Below are 23,513 nucleotides of genomic sequence, written 5' to 3'. Positions count from 1 at the left end.
GTTTTTGTTAAATAATCTGGCTATCAAATAGCATTGCTGACCAATAGCATAGTCGTTAGATTGCATAGCAGCTAGATACTACTATGGGTAGTATTAACTGAATATTAATATTGGGTAATAGTCGAGAGCATGACGCAGGGTTGACGATATAGCACTTTATCCTAGCGCTATTGCCGTTGGTGATTGTGTTTTGCACGCCGTGTTTTTATTGATTTTAGACAAAGTCGTACAGAACAGGTGCGCCACTATAGGGGCTACGCGGTGGTAGGCTAATAATGGTCACTAACAACTGATGAGATGAATAGGCATCAAGCGAGAACATATACACTAAGGTTTTTGGAGAATAACCGCTCGCATATAACAAAAGATTATCATCGCTTAATATACTCATAACAGCTTGATATTAGCACTGATAATGCAGGTTGACAACGATATGTTTGCGCAATAATAACGTTTGCGCCACTTATGTTTTTTTGATCAGTCCATAATGGCTATCGACGTCCGCGATGAGCCTCTTGCAGCCCAGACACCACAAAGTCTAGCAACTCACTATCCCCTTCACGGGCAGCCTTGCGCATAAGCTTCGATGGTGCGTGGGTTAGCGTCTGCGTCAGGCGGCGTGACAGCTCAATGATAATATCTTCAGGACTGGCATTATCCTGTTGTAGCTTGGCAATGGATTCATGCAGGAGTTTATCTACTTGATCCTGCGTATGCGCGCGATACTGCTGAATGTCTTTACCGACTTGGCGCACTTGAAAGCTGCGATCCATCTCAACGACTAATTGGCTAACGAGCAATTCTGCATCAACTGCTGCTTGCCTCCGCTGTTCAATATTTCCAGCGATCACGTGTTGTAAATCATCGACAGAGTAGAGATAAACATCATCGATACGACTAATGGTCGAGTCAATATCGCGCGGTACGGCTAAGTCAATCATCAACATGGGCTGATAACGACGATGTTTCAGCGCGCGCAAAGTCATGGTTTTATCGATCAACACATCCATACTACCGCTACAGCTACTAACGATATCGGCTTCTGCTAAAACTTGTGGTAACTCTTGCAAAGGTCTGACTTCTACCAAGTGACCTGCGCGGCGCAGCTCCACTGCCAGCGCTTCAGCGCGCTCAGGGTTGCGGTTGCAAATAATCACGCGACCTACACCAAGCCCAGCAATGTGGGTGGCAACCAAACGGTTCATCTCACCTGCCGCGACCACCAGCAATGTGCGACTGGGTAAATCATCAAATATTTGCGTCACCAATTTGGCGGCCGCATAGCTAAGCGATACCGCTTGAGCACCCACTTGGGTCTCATTACGTACGCGTTTGGCAGCAGCAAATACTTGATCGATAATCCAGCCAAGCTGATTACTCAGGGCTTTTTGTTCTTGCGCGAGCTGTACTGAGCGCTTGATTTGACCGAGTATCTGCGGCTCACCCAATATCATAGAGTCAAGCCCTGCGGCGACCCTAAGCCAATGGGTCAGCGCGTGAGTGTCACGGTGTACATAAAGATAGGGATCAATCTCAGACAGTGACAACTGCTTAAAGTCAGCAAGCCACGCTTTAATTTTTAAGATATGAGCACTAATGGCCGCCGAAGATGTCTGAGCACCAACCGCGCCATTAGCAGACATAGAGGGGACATCTTGCGGCTCTGCTAGCTGCGGCACAAGCGCATAGATTTCCGTACGATTGCAAGTCGAAACAATCACACTGCCATCAGTAAAGGCCTCTAATTGTTTGAGCGCGATATTCACATCGTCACCCACAAGCGCCAAACGCTCTCTCAGAGCGACTGGTGCAGTTTTGTGATTGACCCCAATGACCACTAATCTCATTATTGATAGACCATAAACATGACGCTCACCTGCCAGCCCACGCTATCTCATTATTTTTAAAAGACAGTTGTAGACGACAGCGCTGAAAGGAAGACTTTAAAAGCCGCTTATTATATCATTATTGCCAGCTTTAATTAACACTCAGCTATCGATGATAGCTATTTGCTTGTATCTGGGCACATGAGTAACAAATCAACTACCGATACGATTGTTAAAACCAATATCTATGTTTTAGCGAGTGCTTATAGAAATGGATAGAAATCATTCGCTTACTTGACGTTAACTTGTTATATTTTCACAATATTTAGGCTAAGACTTACAACCAATGAAATACCTCGTTGATACAGGTTATCGGCCAATCCTACTTTGTTAGCAAAGACTTGGTAGAGCGGCGGCTATTAATAACGGAGTAACACGGGCACTATTGTTTATCCCATCAGTCTGCTTTTATAATGTCAGGCATGGGTACTCGTTACCAATAGTTAGTTTGAAATGATTAAAATAAAATTGTCTTATCGATATAGATGAACAATGGGCGAATACGGTTATCTATGATTTTTTTTGGGTCATTATTTCGATCACAACTTGCGCATGACGACCAATCTAATCTGCGTGCTCTATTGCATGCGGTTATCGAACGTCTGTGCCAGCGTTATAAGCTAACCTTGTCGTTGGCCTTTTGCCTATGCTTAGGATCGTCTTCCGTTCATGCCAGTCATCCTGATATCTCGCTCGAAGCCCATGTACCCAAACTATCCATTGAAGCCCATGTACCCAAACTATCCATTACTGATAAGAACGACAAGGCAGTCCGTAGCGACGGTATTGATAATAGCCGCTCAACGCTACCAGCAATTGCTCCTGCCAATACACAACCAATAGAAAATGTCGCCAATATTAATGGGTTAGCGCCAACTACCTTATGGCAACCTGAGCTCAAAGAGCCTAGCCTGTATGCGCTGCTTGATGCAGAATTCGCAGCAGATCGCGGTGATAGACAACGAGCGATTACCATCTATAAGCAGCAAGCATTTAAAGATGATGCAACTGCCGTGTTTGAAAGAGCACTTAGCCTTTCTTTACGCACTGAAAGGGTTGAGAAATCGTTACAATTTGCTAAGTCATGGCAAGACCAAAATCCGGATCACGTGCCTGCTTGGTTTTATGTGGCGCATTTGGCCCTGCGAGCACACGATTATCTGTTAGCTGGTGAAACCTTGAATCGTATTTTGCTTTATGACCCTCGAGCGGACTTAAGCGAAATCCTTATCGGTATCTATCCAAACAATGATGAAGATAAACGTGAATTACTTGCTGCTTTGCAACCACTAGATAGCGAGCAGAATGCCTCATTGTCGGTATTGAAAGCAGGGTTGCTTTACCAATTTAACGAGCCTGAGATTGCCATTGTCCATATCAATCGGGCGCTAGAACGCCAGCCTGACTATGTACCTTTTATTACGCTAAAGGCAGACATACTGCGCAAAATCGTCACGGCTGAAACCGTCGTCAATTATGTGAGCCAAGCACGCCTGCGTAATCCCGATAGTAAAAGTCTCTATCTGTATGAGATTCGCTACTTGCTTGACTTAAAGCAAAGCCAAGAAGCGTGGCAATTATTGCTGGATGCCCATGGTCGCTTTGCTGATGATGCCGAGATTACTTTGTTGGCTGCATTGGTGAGCTTAGATATCGAAGAATATAACAGTGCCGATGAGCTACTCAATATGCTCGCAAAAAACCCCGCTTACCTTGATCAAGCTTATTATTACCTTGGCATCAGTGCCGAGCGTCAGCAGCACTTTGACCAAGCCAAATACTATCTCAACGGTGTCATGCAAGAAGACTTGGTATTAGAAGCTCGTAGAAAAGTAGTGGCTTTTGAATTGCTTAACGGCGATGTAGATGCGGCGATTGCTACTTTAGAAAAACTGCGTAAAGACTTCAACGTCTTTGCGCCAGATACCTTTGTGCTGCAAGCTGATATTTTATGGCAGCAAGATGAGTCCGAAGAAGCCCTGCGCCTACTAACCAAAGCTGCTCGCAAGTATCCTGATAATGAGATGCTCTTGTTTGCACGCGCCCAGCTCCTTGACGACAAAGACGACTATATCGTTAAGCGCACCTTGCTCAATCATCTGCAAACACTTGACCCAACCAACCTCTCCTACCGGCTCAGTTACGCGCAGTTATTGCTAGCCAATGAACGCAGCTCTGAACAAGGATTGGCATTGGCCACCGCGATTATTCAAATTCGCTATGATGACCCACGTTATGACAATGAGCTGCACCTGCAAGCGCTGAATGTGCTGGCTGGTAATGCATTGGCCAATGAAAACTATCAACAAGTCATCGACTACCTACAAACCCCTTACGATGTGTTTCCTACCTTGCGCTCTGGCAGCTTACTACTGCGCGCTTATCAAGGTTTAGGCAACAATGAAAAAGTCGAGGCATTACTCGCAGACTTGCAGCAGCGCTTCTCATTTGGGCAACACAATATCAATGACCGCATACAACTTTACTGACCCGCCGTTTTATAGTGGACAAATCGTTGCGTGCTATGATTACAAGGCACTCATAAGATACTAACAGCCACGCATAACTGAGTAACATACAACCATTAAGCTAATCTATTTTCGAAACAATGATTTCGTAAATTTGTCTATCTTTGAGGAAACATCATGTCAGTATTGGTCCATGCTAATAAGCCTAATAAATTGGCGCTATTCGCTGCCGTGACAACCGCGCTCGTCATCACGTCTGGTTGTCAATCACTAAAAACAGCCAACGCTACTAACCAACCCAGCACGACTTTACAAGGTCAAAACGCTGAGCCACCGCAAAAGCTTGAGAACTTTAATATCACTGGCAAAATTGGTGTGACGATGCCCGCCAATGACACCACAGGCACTCAAGGTGGTAGTGCGTTCTATGCATGGGGGCAGCAGAATGATCGCTTTGCCATTGAGCTGATCGGCGCGCTCGGCATTGGTAAAACCAACATCGAGTATAATGGTCAAACCGCCACTTTAGTCAGCGAAAAAACAGGTACCTTAACTGCTGATGATCCTGAGACTTTGCTCAAAAAAGCCACAGGGTGGCAAGCGCCTATTTCACAAATGCCCTATTGGATATCTGGTCGCCCAGCGCCTTCCGATAGCGCACCACAGCTCGATGATCAAAATCGTTTAATCAGCTCAGTAAATGGTGAATGGACCGCAAGCTTCACCTATAAAGGGTCTGATAAGTTACCAAATAAAATCAGTGCCGTGCTGCCACAAGGCAATAAGGTAGTAATGACGATCAATCATTAAGACGTCACGTAAATACGATGAAAACTGCTTATTACTTATTACCATAGCCGTCTACAACCAAACATTATGATTAAAAACCTAGCCGCTACGCCTACTTCCACCATCACCCGCTTATCACCGGCAAAGATTAATCTATTTTTGCATATCACAGGTAAGCGTGCTGATGGCTATCATAATTTGCAAACCGTGTTTCGCTTGCTCGATTGGGGCGATTATTTGCATTTTTCAGTCACGGATGATGTGGTGATTTCTACGGTAGATAATGCCTTAGATGCCAATGAGCTCTGTCACCAACTTGTAATATTGGCTGGTGCAGAGACTATAACTATCAATATAGAAGACAACTTAATATTTAAAGCAGCACGTGCATTGCTAGCGGCTGTCATACAGTCAAATACTCTACCTGAGCAGTTAGCACAGGTGCATATCGCTTTAGATAAGCATTTGCCGATGGGTGCAGGCTTGGGTGGCGGCTCATCCAATGCCGCAACGACATTGATGACACTTAATGAAATTTGGCAGCTTAAATTGACGCAAGATGAGCTGATAAAAATTGCTGCCACTATTGGCGCAGATGTGCCAATCTTCATCTTTGGTCAGGATGCGATTGCGATGGGTATTGGAGAGCAGTTAACCGCAATCAAGTTGCCCGACCAGCAGTATTTAGTATTGACGCCCAATGCTCACGTTAATACTACCCAGCTGTTCGCGCATCCTAAATTACAACGTGATATCGCTGTGCTATCGGTTGAGACAATTAAAAATAAACAAGCTGACTATGTACAACATTTAAACACGCCCTATCACAATGTCTTTACGCCAGTGGTGACGAGCCTCGCCCATACGGTCAGCGAAGCATTACGTTACTTGCAAGGGTTAAAAGCGCAAGCACTCGGCACAGCACGAATGACAGGCTCTGGTAGCGCGGTGTTTTTGCCTTTGGATGTAAGCGTGGCTACTGACAAAGCACTTTTAGAAAAGTGGATTGAAGAGGCGCCTTGTTCTGCCTATTTAGTTCGTAATCTATGAGTTAGATTTGAGCTGTAGTACGAAGATAAAATGATTATAGATACAACGTAAAGCGTTTTATTGACCCAATATTCGTTTTGTTTTTAACCTATTTTTCAATAAACGCCATAAAAAGCCGCAAATGACTTGCAAATTCTGAAAATTTAATTATAATAGGTCGCCTCAATAGGGGTATAGCCAAGTTGGTAAGGCATCAGGTTTTGATCCTGACATCCGTTGGTTCGAGTCCAGCTACCCCTGCCATTTTTTAGTACGAAGCGTTTGATATGCAGTGATCATAGGTGGTTTATAGATAGCCGCTTATCTTATTGACATTGACAACGTCATCCCAGTTTCGGTATAGTTCGCAATGGACACCGCTAGGGAACAGTTATGTTTTAAATGGTTTATCCGTTTACAATATAGCGAACAGGTCGTGACGCTATTCTAACAATGACTTTTATTAAAAGTTGCTATTAGATATCAACGTACACAGCCTAGACATTACAGGGGTATAGCCAAGTTGGTAAGGCATCAGGTTTTGATCCTGACATCCGTTGGTTCGAGTCCAGCTACCCCTGCCATTTTTTACTGTAATAGTAGTCATCAAAACTTTTCACCACTCTTTTCTGAATTTGAGCAGTTTGACACTGCTTAGCGGTCGCTGCTTGAGTCAATCAATAGGACTTCTGTCATGCCTTATTTGGCGATTTTTACGGGTAATGCCCACCCTGAATTAGCAAAAACCGTAGCCGATCATCTCCATATACCTCTTGGTAAAGCTGACATCACGCGTTTTTCTGATGGCGAAATCGCCGTAGAAATCAAAGAACACGTGCGCGGTAAAGACGTGTTTATCATGCAGCCAACTTGTGCACCAACCAATGACAATTTGATGGAAATCATGATGATGGCCGATGCGCTGCGTCGCTCTAGTGCGGGTCGCATTACAGCAGTCATGCCCTACTTCGGTTATGCCCGTCAAGACCGTCGTCCACGTTCTGCTCGTGTGCCTATCTCTGCTAAAGTCGTTGCTGATATGCTCAATATCGTTAGTATCGATCGGGTGATGACTGTTGATTTGCACTCAGACCAAATTCAAGGTTTCTTTGACATTCCTGTAGACAATATCTACGGCACGCCTGTGCTATTGAATGACCTACAAAAACAAGATTACGACAACATCATGGTTGTTTCACCTGATGTAGGCGGCGTGGTGCGTGCGCGTGCTATGGCTAAACAGTTGGGCGATACTGACATGGCGATTATCGATAAACGCCGTGCCCGTGCCAATGAGTCGCAAGTCATGCACATCATCGGCGATGTTCGTGACCGTGATTGCGTCATCGTTGATGACATGGTTGATACCGCAGGTACGCTATGTAAAGCAGCTGAAGCATTGAAAGCAAACGGTGCACGTCGCGTATTGGCTTATATTACGCACCCTGTCTTATCAGGCAACGCACTACAAAATATCAGCGAATCTGCGCTAGACGAAGTCGTTGTTACCGATACGATTCCATTGTCTGAAGCGGCAAAAGCCTGTAGCAAAATCCGCCAAGTGAGTATCGCACCGATGCTTGCTGAAAGCTTACGCCGTATCAATAACGAAGAATCTATCAGCGCCATGTTTGACGCTTAGATTTTTAATGAGCACTTGCTCTACTTTCTGTTGGCAATGCTCGTTATAAAACACTGCTTAAGTTTAAAAAAAGCGTCAAGTATCTTTACTTGACGCTTTTTTTGCCTATTGGCGCTGCACAGTCATTTTGCGTAGGTCTTTATTATTACTACAAAATCACGTATAATGCGCGCCTGTGCCAACCATTTGTTCGATTTAATTAGGTTGGCATTCTCAAAAGTGCTGATCATGCCCAAAAGTAACGATTGTCATGATAATGACTATCCAAAAAATCGTTATGATGAGCAAATGGCTACATTTAGCAATTGCGAATTTTATTAGCAATCATAAATGTTAGCTATCATCACGTATTAGTGGATTGGTCGCAAATCCACTTTTTTATGACCAGACACTTCATCATTCTTTTTATAGGATTATATCCATGAGCATTAATCATTTTGAACTAAACGCTGTTGATCGTTCTGCTGAGCAACAAGGTAAAGGTGCGAGCCGCCGCCTACGTAAGCAGAATCTAGTTCCTGCTATCATCTATGGTGGTAACGAAGAGCCAACGTCTATCTCTATCAAAATCAACGAGCTAGTAAAGTCACTTGAATTCGAAGCGTTCTTCTCACACATTTTGACCATCAATGTTGATGGCGTAGAGCATCAAGCGGTTATCAAAGACTTGCAACGCCATCCAGCTAAAGGCTTCCCAATGCATGCTGATTTCCAGCGCGTTGTAAAAGGTCAGAAAATCAACATGAACGTTCCTGTGCATTTTGCTGGTCGTGAAGAAGCACCTGGTACTAAAGCTGGTGGTGTTCTATCAACGCTAGTATCTGATATCGAAATCGTTTGCCTACCATCACAATTACCTGAATACCTAGAAATTGACGTATCAGGCATGGAAATCGGTGATCTATTCCGTCTATCAGACATCAAACTACCTGAAGGCGTTATCATCTTTGATCTTGACATGGAAGATGCTCACGACCGTACTATCGTTAACATGCAGCCACCAACGGTTGAAGAAGTTGACGCAGACGCTGAAGAAGTTGATGCTGCTGACGTACCTGCTACTGAGCAAGGTACTGAAGACAAAGACGGCGAATAATAAACCACGGTTACATAGAGCACGCAATCTAGCGTCTGCTATGTAATACAAGGTTTGTTTAGTCAAAAAACAGCAGGTGATAAATATCTCCTGCTGTTTTTGTAAGTAAGGTTTGAAAAATAACAGATATGCTATGAATAAATAGCATAATCGCAAACCTTATGCCCCATTTATTCAATTTAAGCAGGGTGTTTTTATGGCCATAAAGCTTATTGTCGGTCTTGGTAATCCTGGTCAGCAGTATATGTTTACACGTCATAATGCAGGGTTTTGGTTTGTCCATCACTTGGCTCAGCAGTTCAACATTACCCTCTCTCATGATAAAAAGTTTCATGGAATCACAGGACGTGGGCAGATTCATGGGCATGACGTACGTCTATTGATGCCGCTCACCTTTATGAATAAGTCTGGTCAGTCAGTGGTGCCGATGGTGAAATTTTATGGCATTGAAAATAATGAGTTACTGATTGCTCATGATGAGCTCGATATTCCAGCTGGCAGTATCAAACTTAAGACGAATGGTGGTCATGGCGGTCATAATGGTCTGCGTGATATCACCCCTCATATCGGCAACGACTTCCATCGTTTGCGTATTGGTATTGGTCATCCTGGTCATAAGTCTAAAGTTAGTGGTCATGTGCTCTCAAAAGCTGCGCCCGATGAACAGATTGCCATTGATAGCGCTCTGACAGCAGCGTTTGAAGCGCTACCATTATTACTAAATGGCGATATTGAAAAAGCACGTTCACAAATTAATGGCTTCAAACTGCCAGAATAAAATCATGCTTTAACCATAATAGCCTTTTATTTTAGCAAGTTATCCCCCATTAACCTTTTGATTTGAATCATTAATCTCAGTTACGCTAAGGAAGCAACCTATGCTACTTAATATGCTTAAATGCAAATTACACCGTGCGCGCGTCACCCATGCCGAACTTCATTACGAAGGCTCATGCGGTATCGATGGTGATTTATTAGATCTTGCTGGTCTGCGCGAAAATGAGTCTATCGATATCTACAATGTGACCAATGGCAAGCGCTTTCGCACCTACGCTATCCGCGCTGAAGCGGGTTCTGGTATCATCTCGCTAAATGGTGCGGCGGCTCACATGGCAGATTTAGGCGACATCGTTATCATCTGTGCCTATGCTCATTTTGATGAAGTAGAAGCGGCAACCTACCAGCCAAAACTGGTGTATTGCAACGAAGATAACACCGTAAAAGACACAGCAAACATCATTCCGGTACAAGTGGCTTAAAGCACCAGAACACCGAAGATTTTTGGATAAAGCAAGGATAAATAATCGACTAAGCTGTTGAAGTTATTCTTATTATCCAACCAAAACCGCTATGCTAATATGAGAGCTGAATCTCCATTCTGATTCAGCTTTTTTTATGCCATTTTTATATGGCAAATTCACATTTTATACCACTCTTAAAAGATGAAGTCGTCAGAAAAATAAATGTCAGTGCTATGTTTTTAGGCTAAATGAATTTGACACGGCTAAGCGTATTTTTAGGTTTGGTATTAACACTAATAAGGAAACAGACTGATGTGGTTGGCAGTTATTGCAGTATTGATCGGACTAGCTATTCTTGTTTGGAGTGCAGACCTTTTTGTTGATGGCGCCACTGCCTTGGCAAAAAAATTCAACGTCCCCAGTTTCTTAATAGGTGTGTTGATTTTGGGTGTCGGTACATCCGCCCCTGAGATGGTCGTGTCAGTATTGGCGGCACTAGAAGGCAGCCCTGATTTGGCATTAGGCAACGCTTATGGCTCAAACATCATCAATATTGCGCTGGTATTGGGTGCAACCGTATTGATTAGCCCTATTATCATTCGTAAGGGCATCATCAAGCGTGATTTACCTCTATTAGTATTGATTACTATGGTCGCCGCATGGCAGCTGCGTGATGGGCAATTAGACCAAGCAGATGCGATTGTGTTGATAGCGCTGCTGGTGGTGACTTTAGGCATTCAGATTGTACTAAGCTTACGTGAAGGCAACCATGAGCACGAAGGGGAACCCATAGCTGAAAGCGTCGATGCTGAACATATCGAACAAACCCTAACACGGGGACTAATCAGCTTAGTTATCGGCATGCTTTTACTGGTCATTAGCTCGCGAGCTATAGTTTGGGGTGCAGTAGAATTGGCAACGCTGTGGGGCGTGAGCGAACTGGTGATTGGATTGACGATTGTTGCTGTGGGGACCTCGTTACCTGAGCTGGTATCGAGCCTATCAGCCGCCCGTAAAGGCGAACACGACATGGCACTGGGTAATATTATTGGCTCTAATATATTTAACACCTTAGGCGTCGTTGGTCTCGCAGCGCTTATAGCGCCAATCACAGTCAGTCCAATTATCTTATCACGCGATATAGTGGCGATGGGATTGGTCACCTTATTACTCTTGGTATTGTGCGGGTTTGCCTTTATGAGTAAGCGTCCATTCGGTCGCACTTCTGGATCGACTTTGGTCTTATTCTTTGTCGGCTATACTTTATGGCTGATACAAACCGTCAACCTGTAACGCTTAGAGTGTATTAACAGACCTAAAAATCTATGAACAGACTATGGCGATGATAATGTGGTCTATTTTCCTTGCTTGCGATTTCTAATCACCCGCCATAGTCCTTCATTCTCTGTTTTTGGCATTTTTAAGGTAATGGTATTCGATAGCATATCTTGCACTGCGAGACCACGTGGGTTAAAGAGGCAAAAAGCATAGTTAAAGACAAAGCCCAAAAAGGCACTGGTCAACAGAACAGCACGCGAGCCATCGATGACACTACCAATGATACCAAATATAAGTGGCATGATACTGGCCGCTAAAATCCGCTTAAATGACTGTCCCCATGTTAGCAAATGACCATTACTATTGATCGTCTTTAACCGCCAAGTCTGCATACCTAATGTCTGCCCACCGCGACGCCAAAATATCCCATAGAATCCGACTAACGTCAGTATAAAAGACGGCGTCATAACAACGTTTTGATACCACGTTGGCAGCGATTGCGCTTGAGAAGAGTCTGTACCGGTATTCATGGTCAGCAATGTACCAATCACGGTTAGCAAGGTACCGACCAAAAACAACAACGCTAAAATCAACATGCCATCATAGAGAATGGCTGCCATACGGGTGCCAGGTTTAGCAATCGCTAGCTCTTCACTTTCAGAGGCATGGCGTGCTGATGCTTTAGTTTTAGCATAAGATTTGGTAGGTCGTTTAGGTAAACTTTTTGACATGGTACAAGCTCATAGCAAGCAGTGAATAGTGGCTCTATTGTACCGTAATTCACTGTACTATCGTACATTATCCTAAGATGCCGTAAGTCATATAACAATGTGGTATAACCATGTCGTATGACTCATCAGCTCATAAAACTATAACACAGAAATTGCAGACATAAAAAAATCGCCAAATTGTCATAAGACAGGCGATTATTTTAATGTTTCTTTAACTGGGTTAAAGAATTGATGATGCAAATGGTGCGCTTGGAGAGATTCGAACTCCCGACCCCTTAGTTCGTAGCCAAGTGCTCTATCCAACTGAGCTACAAGCGCGTACTTTGCACATCATTTACTGCGTTGTTAAGAAACAATTGCAGCAAATTAGGTTGGTTATTATATAGATAATTTCGCTTGTGTCAACATCTTTTTTTATTAAAATCAAATTATTTTTTGCTTTAATAAAATAGAAGATTATTAACGCTTTTATATCGCGTTACTACTCTACTAAAAACCGAATAAATGGAGGTGAAGGAGGGATTCGAACCCTCGATACGCGCAAACGTATGGTTCCTTAGCAGGGAACTGGTTTCAGCCACTCACCCACTTCACCAAACGATGTAAGACTTTTTAAGTTCTAAAAAATAGTATTATTGCTGATAATACGTCTTATCCCGTGGGCGAGTATTATAGCAAAGCCAAAACGAATTGCAAGCACTGTCTACGAATTTAATGCAGTTTTTATCATATTTATTTGTTTACATGGTTTCATAGCCTCTTGAGCAGCTCAAATATCAATAAAAACTAGTAAAACGATATTTAAGTTAGTCAGCACGCTCTGGGTTGTTGTTAATTGATTAATTAATGGATTGTCTATGTACCATCTCTCGCCTACTATGGCTTTTTTAGCAGTGGGTGTCTATAGTATTTGTTACTCATTTTAGATTATGTCAAAGGAATTTTTATGCGACCAGTGGTACTGTGTTTTTCAGGATTAGACCCCTCAGGCGGCGCTGGATTACAAGCGGATATAGAGGCCATCGGTCAAGCAGGTGCGCATGCTGCCATTGCTTGTACAGCTATTACCATACAGAACTCGCAGCAAGTCTTTGGTTTTGAAGCTTGTGCAGCAAATTTGGTAAAGGATCAGGCCACCGCAGTACTCGATGATTTGCCTGTTGCAGCTATTAAGTCAGGTATGTTGGGTACGACTGATAATATCGCTATGCTGACTCAATTGTTTGCCGAGCGCCTTATCACCGCTGATACGCCATTTGTATTAGATCCCGTATTGGTTGCCAATAGTGGTGGCAGTTTGGGCGATGAAAAGACGCTCGTTAGCGCATTTAGAGAGCTGTTACCATACGCGACCCTTATCACACCGAATACTCATGAGCTACGCGCATTAAGCGGTGAGCAAGACTTACATATTGGCGCGCAAAAATTATGCGCTCAAGGCACTTATGCCGTATTGGTAAAAACCTCACACGACTTTGATAGCGGCGATATAGAGCAGTATTTGTATATAAAGGGTGAGATGGTACATAAAAGCACCTTGCCGCGCTTAACAGGCGAATTTCATGGCTCTGGCTGTTCGCTTGCCAGCTTTATCGCTGGACGCTTAGCAATGGGTGATGCGCTTATCGATGCAGTAAGGGCCGCAGACAGCTGGATTACCCAGACGCTGCGTGCCGCTGATGCACCGCACCCTAATAATGAGCAAGCCCAATTAATACCCAATCGTTTTATAGACTTTCAGCATAACCGCTAAATGATCAATAAAAAAAGGGCGCTCTATATCTCGTAGAGCGCCCTTTTTTAGATAGCTATTGGTAATATTAGATAGCAGCTTTCAAGTGACCATTAATCCAGCTCAACCCAACATCGGCATGAAGCTCGCGGCAAAGCCACCAATAAACATCTCAAGCAAAATAAAAGCAATGAATGCGACCATTGGTGATAAATCAATCATGCCCAAGTTTGGCGTGATTCGACGAAATGGTGCCAAGATTGGCTCCGCTAAATTGACAATGATACCAATAATCGGATGCTGAGATTGGGTAAATACCACAATCCAGCTGACAATGATGGAACCAATGACGAGATAGCGACACATACGTAAAAAGTCTAATACCAAGCTGATAGTACCAGTGAAAAATAACGGTACAGGAGCGATACCTTTATGTGTCAGTGCTGCTTTTCCAGAGATATCGATCAAACGAATCAAAAACATCAAGACGATAGCCGCAATACTGATACGCCCTTGCCCGACGGTTGGAAAAATACGCCCAAACACGTCGACAATGTGCGTTGCTTTGTAGGCAGGCGCAATCATGGGATTGCTGGCATCCATCCCTGCAAATTGCAGCATAAAGCGAATAAACACCAACATCATGGCGAAGGTGGTGACCAAATCAAAGATTTGAAATAACATGTTGTTCATGAAGTGCTACTCAATGTGACATTATTAACAGGTTTTGGGATGACGACTGTCATTACTAGGTGCTTGGTATTGGTGCTTAATATTGGTGCTTAATATTGGTGCTCAGGCGCGTCATGCGCTTGTAGCAAATAACGCGCCTGATATAGGGATGATTATTTACTCATCTCTTCACTCAAGGCTTGGCTACGGTCATAGCAAGCCTGCATAGCCTCAACGATTTGACCACCGATATCATTGGCTTGCATTGACTCAACGGCGGCTTGGGTTGTCCCATTTGGAGAGGTAACCTTGCGACGCAATTCAGCAGGTGCATCCTCACTATTCATCGCCATTTTTGCCGCGCCTAGCATGGTTTGCATAGCGAGCGCTGAAGCCTGCTCTTTATCCAGCCCAAGAGCGACTGCCCCATCGACCATCGATTCAATGAAGTAAAACATATACGCTGGTGCTGACCCTGATACGGCGGTTACCGCATGCATGTGTTCTTCATTATCGACCCACATGACCAAACCTGATGCTTCCATCACCGCCGTTGCTAACTGCTTTTGTTCAGCAGAAATATTATCAGTACCGTACAGACCCGTTGCGCCCATTTGAATCATTGCAGGGGTATTTGGCATCGCGCGGACGATATTGTCATAGCCACCCAACATGTCAGATAGAAGCTCAGTTGACAAACCTGCTGCCACTGAAATCACCAGCTGCTTGTCTAAGATATCCGCAAAGCTACTGACTACCGCTTTCATCACTTGCGGTTTGACCGCCAGCACCACAATGTCAGCATCGATAACGGCAGCTTTTGCATCAGCAGTTGGATCAACCGTGTTCAATCCTTTAGCAGCCAATTGCTCACGCGCCTCACTACTAGGATCAGCAACGGTAATTAAACTCGGTTTGACACCGCAGCTGACAAGCCCGCTAATCAAAGCCTGCGCCATATTACCGCCACCGATAAAGCTGATTTTCTTATTATCTAATACTGACATACATGTCTCCTATTCAACAATCCAAAGGTACTCAAACTAACATAATGATAGGTAAAATGACACTCAGTTTACCATACTGCTACTGGCATCGTTTGATAAATTGACGGCATCTAGCCCGGCTGTAAGCTCCGTTGAACCACTTAATTACCATGGACTATTGCACAACCAAACGGTTAAATTAACAAGGGCATTATATAAAATCAGTGACGGAGAGTAATATGTTTTTCATTCGTAAAGCTAACCCAGAGGATTATGCAGACATTGCTAACATTCACTTCAAAAGTTGGCATGTAGCCTATTTAGATTTGCTACCAGTGTCCTATATCAATGATAAAAACAACTTATGTAATAAGACAAAAATGTGGCAGGAGTTAATGGCGCATCCTGATGTTATTGTCTGGATAGCATATGATGCTCATCATCATAATTTGGGGTTTATTGGCTACTTCGTTAATAATAAAAATTATGAAATTACCACGTTGTATGTTTTGCCCGACTACCAAGGATTGGGTATAGGCACTCAATTAATGACAGTATCATTGAAAGCTCTCTTAGAATCTCATATCCATGCCCATTTTTATTTATGGGTATTAGAAAATAATGTGGCTGCTATTGATTTCTATCAAAAATTTCGCTTTGTAGCTAATGGCGAAAAGAGTGAAGAATGCTACAAAAGCACGCAAATAATAGATATCAAAATGGTTAGAAAACTTGTTGACCTAATGTCCTAGATAACCTGACCTTCCCAAAGATTTAGATCGCCAATATTAAAAAGCGTTATTGATGCTTAGACTGTTTCTAATAACACTATCTAAAACACCAGTATTGTCTATCGTGTCTATTAGCGATCTACTCGTCCCTAGTATCCAGCGCTCAAAAGGTGAAACCAGCAATAATGGCCACTCTTTATCCTGCTGTACGGATACGGCACTGACCACCACCAAACTCTCGCGCAACCATACAGGTACACCAAGCGTTTGATATAGTTTCTTGCCCGCTTGTGGACGTGATGCCAATGCAGTTTGCACACGCTGTTGACGACCTAATGGTGCAAAGGTAATCTCAAACTTCTCATCACCATCTTGGTCGCTGTCTAATAGCTCTGCCAAGGCATTTGGCATCATTTGCGCTTGCCAAGTCAATTTATTATCCCTGCGTAAGGTAACTGACACAGGCTGGGCAGCCGCTGAATCAGCATCAGCCACAACAAAATCAGATAAGGGTTGAATCTGTTTGGTAAGCGGTAATGCTAACCACTTGCGCCACTCACTGCTTAAACGATAAAGCTGCTGACGGTAGCGGCAAATCGTATAGGACTGCTTACGAGCTTGCCAAAAAAGCGCCGTTTGGTGATCAGCATCTCCACGTTGGCTTAGCATAAATACATCATCGACCAGCTGCTTAGCAGGCGGTAACGGTTCATCTTGACCGAGCCAATGATGCAATAGTTGCCGCTGACGATAAATGGGTAATGCTTGTAGCTTGTCTATACTTAGCACACGCTGGGCAGACGATAGCTGTAATGATGCTACCTCTATCTGCTGTAAATCTTCTGCCGCTTGTGCATTGATTATTAATTGGGCATCACGCAATAGCTGTGCGCTACGGGCGATATTGTCAATGACATTAGAATTATAGGTCGCCAATACTGGCATGATGTCGAGGCGTAGCCCACTACGTACATTATCGCCAGCATCATTGGTTGGGTCATCAATATAAGGGAGCTTTAGGCGCTGAGCGTAATTGCTGATATTGCCGCGTTTGACCATCAGCCAAGGTCGCCATAATGCCATACGCTGTGCGCCCTGCGTTTGGATACGCCACGGCTGCATACCCGACAGACCATTCACCCCAGCGCCTTGTATCAGCCGCATCAGCACCGTCTCTGCTTGGTCATCGGCATGATGTGCTAAGAGCAATACATCATCTTGATTGAGTTGCGCTCGCATGACATCATAACGAGCTTGCCTTGCGGCTTGCTCATCATGACCATTCACTTGCGCACGTAAAATCCGACACGGTATCTGCTGCACTGCTGCCCAATGAGCGACATGCATCGCCCAAGTGTCACTATCTGCTTGCAAACCATGGTTGACATGCAGCAATTGCGGCAAAAATGGCAACTTACCTTGGCGATAGAGCTGCAAACACAGCGCAGCCAATGCTAATGAATCACGACCACCACTACACGCCAGCCAAAGCCGTCGACCGTGCAGCTGTTCACCATATTCAACCATACTGCTCAATAATGCTTGTGCCAGATCGGCATCGACAGGCAAGTCTGCGATTGGCTTCATAGGATGCGGGAGGATTGCACTGCTGGTCATAATCAGCCTTATTTATTTAGCATACATACATGAATTGACATATAAATGAATCAGCTTATACGTCAGCTACGACATCAGTTACAGCGTCAGTTACGACGTATATTAACAGCCACAAAAAAACGCGCCATAAAATGACGCGTTTTTATTTTAGCATTAAGACTCAGTCTCTAATATGAAAAGCTTTGTGTCCATGAATAGCGGCTTAGTAACAGAGGTGTGATAGCGACCAATTAGGCAGGCAACATCACTTCTGAGTTAAAGGTTTTCAGCTTCTCATAACGCAGCTCACAACGCGCTTGTGCGTCTAAATCTTTAATCTCATCTAACTGCTCAGCAATAAGTGCTTTCAAGGCGATCATGACTGGCTGCGGCTTGATATGTGCGCCTTCACCTTCTTCAATGACGGCATCAATCAGCCCCATTTGATATAAATTAATCGCATTTAATTTCAAGGCTTCACTAGCGTCTTGTGCTTTTTCAGCTGTTTTCCACAGGATAGAGGCACAGCCTTCCGGAGAGATAACCGAATAAATACTATTTTGTAGCATATTGACTTTGTCACCAACACCAATTGCCAACGCCCCACCTGAGCCGCCTTCACCGATGATAGTCACGATAATAGGCACTTTTAGGCTAGAAAAAACGGCGATACTTTCGGCAATGGCTTGCGCTTGTCCGCGCTCTTCAGCACCGATACCCGGATAAGCGCCTTGGGTATCGACAAAGGTCATCACAGGAATATTAAAGCGCTCAGCCATTTTGACCAAACGAATCACTTTGCGGTACCCTTCAGGATTGGCCATGCCAAAGTTATGGGCAATACGCTCACGGGTACTGCGACCGCGATGTTGACCAATCACCATCACAGGCTGACCATCAAAACGTGCCAGACCACCAAGAATGGCTTTGTCATCGGCAAAAGCACGGTCACCGTGCAGCTCATCGAATTCGGTAAACAGCTGATTAACATAGTCCATAAATAATGGACGCTTGGCGTGCCGTGCAAGCTGCACACTATCCCAGACAGTGCTCATAGACGCTTCCCTTTAATAATTATACTTAATGTATTTATGTTTAAGAATAATATCGTTATCGATTTTCAGATAATGAAAGTACAGTTGTAAACTCAATAGAAGCTATAGTAGCACATCTTAAATGGCATGACATTACTGACAAAGCCGCTTTTGTTACGTTAATCTATAGCATACTCATTACAATAGTAACGGCATCATGTTGATCGTCAGTGCAAAGCAGCGCTGCCTAGCCCTCAACCACGCTCAGCGTCACGCCCCATTTGGCAAACTGCTCAATCTCAGTATGCAAATCGGGCAATAAGAAAGCATAATGCTCACTGTTATCGGCAACGGTGATTTGCCAGCAATGATCATCCATGGCTTGTAACTGTAATTCTGGTAATTCATGATCGCTGCGGCTGTGATGCGCCAGTACAGCCAAACGTAGCAGCAGACAAAGATAAACGAGCTGATTACCACCGATAGTACAGGTCTGCTCTAACATATCGGCCTTGAGCTTACGACGATGATTGAGCATCAGCTGTGCCATACGCTTTTGATCGACTTGCGAGAATCCTGGAATATCAGAATACTCAAGCAAATACGCGCTATGCTTATGATAACTACTATGACTGATGGCCAATCCTATCTCATGCAAGAAAGCCGCACGTCTGAGTAAATCACAATCATCATTGGTAAGGGCGAGCTTCTCCTTCACTTGCTCAAATAAATGACGACTGGTTTTCACCACTTGTTTGGCTTGTTTTTTGTCCCCTGAATAACGCTTAATCAGCGCCAGCACACTGCGGTCACGAACATCTTCGCTAGCAAAGCGTCCAAGCATGTCGTACATCACACCTTCACGTAGTGCACCATCTGAGTAAGTAATGGTATCTACACCCAGCACTTTCATGACTGCACGCAGTACCGCAACGCCTGCTGGGAAGACGGCTTTGCGATGTTCCTTAACACCTTCTAAATCGATGTCATCGACGTTGCCAATTTTAAGCAACAGTTTCTCTAACTTTTTGACACCTTTATAAGTGATGCGCTCTTGCTCATCAGCCCAGCCCTTAGATACCAGCACATTACGTACCGCTTTAATCGTCCCACTCGAGCCAACCACACTACTCCAGCCCAATTTTTGATAACGACCCTGAATCGCTAACACTTCTTTGCGAGCGGCTGATATCGCATTATTAAAGGCTTCTTTCGTGATTTGACCATCGGCAAAGTACTTCTGGGTAAAGGCGACACAGCCCATCTGCAAACTCTCGGTCAATAGCGGATCGAACTCTTGACCAATGATAAACTCTGTCGAACCGCCACCAATATCGATGACCAAACGCTTGTCACTACTGGCATTGGTGTGTGAGACGCCCAAATAAATCAAGCGTGCCTCTTCTCGTCCCGCGATAATCTCAATAGGTTTCGGCAATATTTTATTGGCACGGGCAATAAAGTCATTGGCATTTTTGGCTTGGCGTAAAGCGTTGGTCGCAACCACGCGAATGCGTTCGGGTGGTACCGAATCCAAACGCGCCACAAATCGGCTCAAACAGTCGAGACCTCGCTGTGCAGCTGCCGCACTTAAGATATTATTTTCATCCAAGCCTGCGGCGAGCTGGACTTTTTCAGACATAGAAACGACTTTTCGCACCTCACCATGGTCAAGACGCGCAATGGCCAGATGAAAACTATTGGAACCGATATCAATGGCTGCCATCATTTCATCATCAGCAAGCGGCGGATTTGTAAGGTAGTCAATAGGCATAAGAGGAATCGTTACCGTGTTGGATAAAAGGGAGAGGATATGCGCTAAAAATCAGATGATTGGGTCATATAAACATCATAGCTGCACCAACTAGAGCCATTTACGCAAAGCGGCTCACGTATTTGACGTAATTTTCGCCATTAAAGCATTTATGCCAAACACTGGCAAGTGACCCAAATGCTAATTAAGCAGCAAGCGCATCATCAACAAAATAACCAATGCGCCATAAACATCCATTGCTTGTGTTAAGGATAGCGTTTTGCTACATTAAAAACGACCAATATTATAATAAATAACAGTTACTTAATGACCGCCTAGCCGCTTTATTAAAACAGAAAGCCCCCTAATGACTCGCCCTAATATCTATACTCAATAAAAGATTAGCAAGGAAGCTAAACAAATGAATCAAACGACCACACAAAACACTACCAAAAACGCCGATGCTCAAGCGGTCAGCAATGCTAAAAAAAACATGATGACAACCGTCAGCCCAACAAAGCAGAAATTTTATGACTTCTACTTAGCTGAACATCAAAACATGGCTTGCCGCCGCTTACATTTCGCCGGTAGTAGCTTTGGCTTATTGGGACTCGCAAAGTCGGTCAAAACTGCTTCGCCAAAACCATTACTCAAAGGCATCGCTGCTGGATATGCTTGCGCTTGGGTCGGTCATTTTTTCTTTGAAAAAAACAAACCTGCCTCGTTTAAATTTCCTTTAAAAAGCTTTGCTAGCGACTTTCGTATGTACAGTGATGTCCTACGCGGTAGACTCAGCTTAAAAGACCGTAAATTTGATAAAATCGGACGATCATAACTCGCCACTAGCCCAACTAACGTAAAGACTTACGTAATATTTTGCCTACCGCAGTTTTGGGCAATTCATCGATAAACTCGTATGACTGCGGGCGTTTATAACCTGTTAAACGCTCGCTTGCGAAGCTTTGTAACTCTTCTACCGTTAGGCTCAACTCCTTTTTAACCACAAACGCTTTGGGTACTTCACCGCTGTGCTCATCTGCAATACCAACCACCGCGACTTCAAGTACTTTCGGATGCGCTGTCAATGCCGCTTCCACTTCGTTTGGATAGACGTTAAATCCTGAAACCAGTATCATGTCTTTTTTGCGATCCACCAGTGTCAAAAATCCATGTTCATCTAGCACACCAATATCACCCGATTTAAAGTAGCCATCCTTTGTAAAAGTATCTGCATTGTCTCGTTGCCAGTAACCACGCATGACCTGCGGGCCTTTAATACAAACCTCGCCCCGTATACCTATTGCACAAGTTGCACCCTGTTCATCAATGATTTTAATATTCATCATCGCAAGTGGCAGACCAACGCTACCGTTGAAACGATCTATACCAGGTGGGTTAAAAGAGATAACTGGTGCAGTTTCGGACATGCCGTAACCTTCATTGATAATCATACCAGTGACTTGTTGCCACTGATCAGATACGGCTTTTATAATTGCGGTGCCGCCACCGATAGATAGTGCCAAGCGACTAAAATCAAGGTTGGCAAACTTTGGATGATGCAGCATACCAATGAATAAGGTATTAACCGAAGGAATGACATGCGGACGATGCTGCTCGATGGTATTGACTAATCCATCGATATCACGCGGATTGGTGACCAGTATGTCTTCCCAGCCGCCATAAATACCTAGTAAGCCGCAAACGGTAAATGAGAAGATATGATAGAGCGGCAACGGATTGAGTATTTTAATCTGCTCGCTACGACCCGCTTCAATCGCATGACCAAACATCGCATAACACTGACAGACATTGGCCATGACATTGTAGTGCGTGAGCATCGCACCTTTTGGCTTGCCAGTCGTGCCACCCGTATATTGCAATAAAGCTAAATCTTCACGCCCGATAGTAACAGGCTGATATTGCTCAGCGTGGTATGCACTCATAATATGGGCAAAGCTTACACTCTGCTCTGAGATATTTTTTGCAGCATTATCGGCTGTGGTTTGGCTGGTTTGATTGAATTGACGAGTAGTATCGGTCGACAGTTCAAGTTGGGTAAGCAAGGCAATATCGTTATCAGCAGGTCCAGCATTTGGATTGACGGAACAATGTACAACCAATGACAGTTGCGCTTTGACTGCATCATCTAACTGATCGTAAGCAGAGGTCATACCATCGAGGACAATCAGCACACTAGCTTGAGCATCCGTCAGCTGATGCGCCAATTCATAATGGGTATACATCGGATTGACATTCACCAATACCGCGCCTGCTCGCAGACAACCAAGTAACACCACGGCATACTGCAATATATTGGGTAATTGCACAGCGACCCGGTCGCCTTTACTGATTCCTTGTGCTTGCAAAAAAGCAGCAAAACGGCGGCTGGCAATATCCAATTGTGCAAAGGTAAGGGTGGCGGGCCCCATACTAAAAGCCACAGAATTACCATGCTGATCTATCTTGGGTTGCAATAAATCCAGCAGGTTGTGCTTGTCCTCTAATACATCTAAATTATTTCTTATTCCATATTTCTCATATGAAGCTTGCCATAACGGTGGCGTATTACTGCTAGGCATATCATTAGTGCTTGTAGTCATCAGTTGGCGTCCTTGCTCAATTGTCTTGATTCATCTCAGAATAGCATAATTTATTGTTTATTTTGCAATCACCCAAAGAAGGAATTGTCTTAGTCTTGGTTTTTTCATTTATGCAGTCATCGTCAGAAAATCTTTATCTTTTATAGTAAAAATCGGTGTAATGGACAAAATTCATGCTGGCGTAGGGTCTAACGCTATATACTGTCTATATTTGCAAGGAATCAACGCCATGAATCAAAAAACTGCCCT

The 23,513-nt window shown here is 44.0% G+C and carries 20 protein-coding genes and 4 tRNA genes; 13 read left to right on the top strand and 11 right to left on the bottom strand.

Features of this window, described 5'->3' with window-relative positions; all coding sequences use genetic code 11:
- Positions 1-214: 214 nt before the first annotated feature.
- Positions 215-391 carry a hypothetical protein gene (locus C8D84_RS13740; protein WP_170108286.1) on the bottom strand — a complete coding sequence of 59 codons (177 nt, stop codon included), beginning with the start codon at positions 389-391 and terminating at the stop codon, positions 215-217.
- 100 nt (positions 392-491) lie between these two features.
- The gene (hemA, locus tag C8D84_RS07215; protein ID WP_055123581.1) at positions 492-1,847 is read right to left on the bottom strand and encodes a glutamyl-tRNA reductase; all 1,356 of its coding nucleotides are present in this window, start codon (positions 1,845-1,847) and stop codon (positions 492-494) included.
- Between the two features lie 551 nt (positions 1,848-2,398).
- Here hemA and C8D84_RS07210 point away from each other — a divergent pair.
- The 10 genes from C8D84_RS07210 (at position 2,399) to C8D84_RS07165 (ending at position 11,444) form a co-directional block, all read left to right on the top strand.
- Positions 2,399-4,375, top strand: coding sequence for a tetratricopeptide repeat protein (locus tag C8D84_RS07210; protein ID WP_109591090.1), 1,977 nt, complete (start codon positions 2,399-2,401; stop codon positions 4,373-4,375).
- Positions 4,376-4,531: 156 nt separating this feature from the next.
- Positions 4,532-5,164, top strand: a complete 633-nt coding sequence (gene lolB, locus C8D84_RS07205; protein WP_087814722.1) for a lipoprotein insertase outer membrane protein LolB — start codon at positions 4,532-4,534, stop codon at positions 5,162-5,164.
- A gap of 66 nt (positions 5,165-5,230) precedes the next feature.
- On the top strand, positions 5,231-6,193 hold the full coding sequence (gene ispE, locus C8D84_RS07200) for a 4-(cytidine 5'-diphospho)-2-C-methyl-D-erythritol kinase (protein WP_109591088.1): 963 nt from the start codon (positions 5,231-5,233) through the stop codon (positions 6,191-6,193).
- 167 nt (positions 6,194-6,360) lie between these two features.
- Positions 6,361-6,436: transfer RNA gene (locus tag C8D84_RS07195), tRNA-Gln, on the top strand.
- 244 nt (positions 6,437-6,680) lie between these two features.
- Positions 6,681-6,756, top strand: a tRNA-Gln gene (locus C8D84_RS07190).
- 110 nt (positions 6,757-6,866) lie between these two features.
- Positions 6,867-7,814 carry a ribose-phosphate pyrophosphokinase gene (locus tag C8D84_RS07185; protein WP_045452669.1) on the top strand — a complete coding sequence of 316 codons (948 nt, stop codon included), beginning with the start codon at positions 6,867-6,869 and terminating at the stop codon, positions 7,812-7,814.
- Between the two features lie 421 nt (positions 7,815-8,235).
- On the top strand, positions 8,236-8,910 hold the full coding sequence (locus C8D84_RS07180; protein ID WP_045443278.1) for a 50S ribosomal protein L25/general stress protein Ctc: 675 nt from the start codon (positions 8,236-8,238) through the stop codon (positions 8,908-8,910).
- Positions 8,911-9,106: 196 nt separating this feature from the next.
- Entirely contained in the window at positions 9,107-9,688 is a 582-nt protein-coding gene (gene pth / locus C8D84_RS07175; RefSeq protein ID WP_109591086.1) for an aminoacyl-tRNA hydrolase, read from the top strand.
- A gap of 100 nt (positions 9,689-9,788) precedes the next feature.
- Complete coding sequence (panD, locus tag C8D84_RS07170; RefSeq protein WP_045443274.1) at positions 9,789-10,169, top strand: aspartate 1-decarboxylase; 381 nt, start codon at positions 9,789-9,791, stop codon at positions 10,167-10,169.
- Between the two features lie 294 nt (positions 10,170-10,463).
- Positions 10,464-11,444, top strand: a complete 981-nt coding sequence (locus C8D84_RS07165) for a calcium/sodium antiporter (RefSeq protein ID WP_060490271.1) — start codon at positions 10,464-10,466, stop codon at positions 11,442-11,444.
- Between the two features lie 62 nt (positions 11,445-11,506).
- Here C8D84_RS07165 and C8D84_RS07160 read toward each other — a convergent pair whose 3' ends face one another.
- From C8D84_RS07160 to C8D84_RS07150, 3 genes are all read right to left on the bottom strand, one after another.
- The gene (locus C8D84_RS07160) at positions 11,507-12,160 is read right to left on the bottom strand and encodes an RDD family protein (protein ID WP_109591084.1); all 654 of its coding nucleotides are present in this window, start codon (positions 12,158-12,160) and stop codon (positions 11,507-11,509) included.
- Between the two features lie 241 nt (positions 12,161-12,401).
- Positions 12,402-12,478: transfer RNA gene (locus C8D84_RS07155), tRNA-Arg, on the bottom strand.
- Positions 12,479-12,665: 187 nt separating this feature from the next.
- Positions 12,666-12,755: transfer RNA gene (locus C8D84_RS07150), tRNA-Ser, on the bottom strand.
- Between the two features lie 351 nt (positions 12,756-13,106).
- Here C8D84_RS07150 and C8D84_RS07145 point away from each other — a divergent pair.
- Entirely contained in the window at positions 13,107-13,913 is an 807-nt protein-coding gene (locus C8D84_RS07145) for a hydroxymethylpyrimidine/phosphomethylpyrimidine kinase (RefSeq protein WP_109591082.1), read from the top strand.
- A 102-nt stretch (positions 13,914-14,015) separates the two neighbouring features.
- On the opposite strand, the gene C8D84_RS07140 is transcribed toward C8D84_RS07145, so the two are convergent.
- A complete protein-coding gene (locus tag C8D84_RS07140; RefSeq protein ID WP_060490268.1) occupies positions 14,016-14,585 on the bottom strand; it encodes a YggT family protein in 570 nt (189 codons plus the stop codon).
- A gap of 152 nt (positions 14,586-14,737) precedes the next feature.
- On the bottom strand, positions 14,738-15,571 hold the full coding sequence (gene proC, locus C8D84_RS07135) for a pyrroline-5-carboxylate reductase (protein ID WP_109591080.1): 834 nt from the start codon (positions 15,569-15,571) through the stop codon (positions 14,738-14,740).
- A gap of 218 nt (positions 15,572-15,789) precedes the next feature.
- On the opposite strand from proC, the gene C8D84_RS07130 reads away from it, so the two are divergent.
- Positions 15,790-16,302: a GNAT family N-acetyltransferase gene (locus C8D84_RS07130; RefSeq protein WP_109591078.1), complete on the top strand. Its 513-nt coding sequence runs from the start codon at positions 15,790-15,792 to the stop codon at positions 16,300-16,302.
- A gap of 36 nt (positions 16,303-16,338) precedes the next feature.
- On the opposite strand, the gene tilS is transcribed toward C8D84_RS07130, so the two are convergent.
- From tilS to ppx, 3 genes are all read right to left on the bottom strand, one after another.
- Entirely contained in the window at positions 16,339-17,898 is a 1,560-nt protein-coding gene (tilS, locus tag C8D84_RS07125; protein WP_087814731.1) for a tRNA lysidine(34) synthetase TilS, read from the bottom strand.
- 230 nt (positions 17,899-18,128) lie between these two features.
- A complete protein-coding gene (locus tag C8D84_RS07120) occupies positions 18,129-18,932 on the bottom strand; it encodes an acetyl-CoA carboxylase carboxyltransferase subunit alpha (RefSeq protein WP_087814733.1) in 804 nt (267 codons plus the stop codon).
- Positions 18,933-19,158: 226 nt separating this feature from the next.
- Positions 19,159-20,685 (bottom strand): exopolyphosphatase, encoded by a 1,527-nt coding sequence (gene ppx / locus C8D84_RS07115; protein ID WP_109591075.1) that lies wholly within the window; start codon positions 20,683-20,685, stop codon positions 19,159-19,161.
- Between the two features lie 472 nt (positions 20,686-21,157).
- Here ppx and C8D84_RS07110 point away from each other — a divergent pair, with 472 nt between their 5' ends.
- Positions 21,158-21,499 carry a DUF962 domain-containing protein gene (locus tag C8D84_RS07110; protein WP_227697748.1) on the top strand — a complete coding sequence of 114 codons (342 nt, stop codon included), beginning with the start codon at positions 21,158-21,160 and terminating at the stop codon, positions 21,497-21,499.
- Positions 21,500-21,515: 16 nt separating this feature from the next.
- On the opposite strand, the gene C8D84_RS07105 is transcribed toward C8D84_RS07110, so the two are convergent.
- The gene (locus C8D84_RS07105) at positions 21,516-23,264 is read right to left on the bottom strand and encodes an AMP-binding protein (protein ID WP_109591071.1); all 1,749 of its coding nucleotides are present in this window, start codon (positions 23,262-23,264) and stop codon (positions 21,516-21,518) included.
- Between the last annotated feature and the right edge of the window lie 249 nt (positions 23,265-23,513).

Origin of the sequence: Psychrobacter immobilis (assembly GCF_003148585.1) — a bacterium.
Taxonomy (GTDB): Bacteria; Pseudomonadota; Gammaproteobacteria; order Pseudomonadales; family Moraxellaceae; genus Psychrobacter; species Psychrobacter immobilis.
Note: the sequence above shows the minus strand (reverse complement) of the source record. Positions and strands in the feature narration are given on the sequence as shown.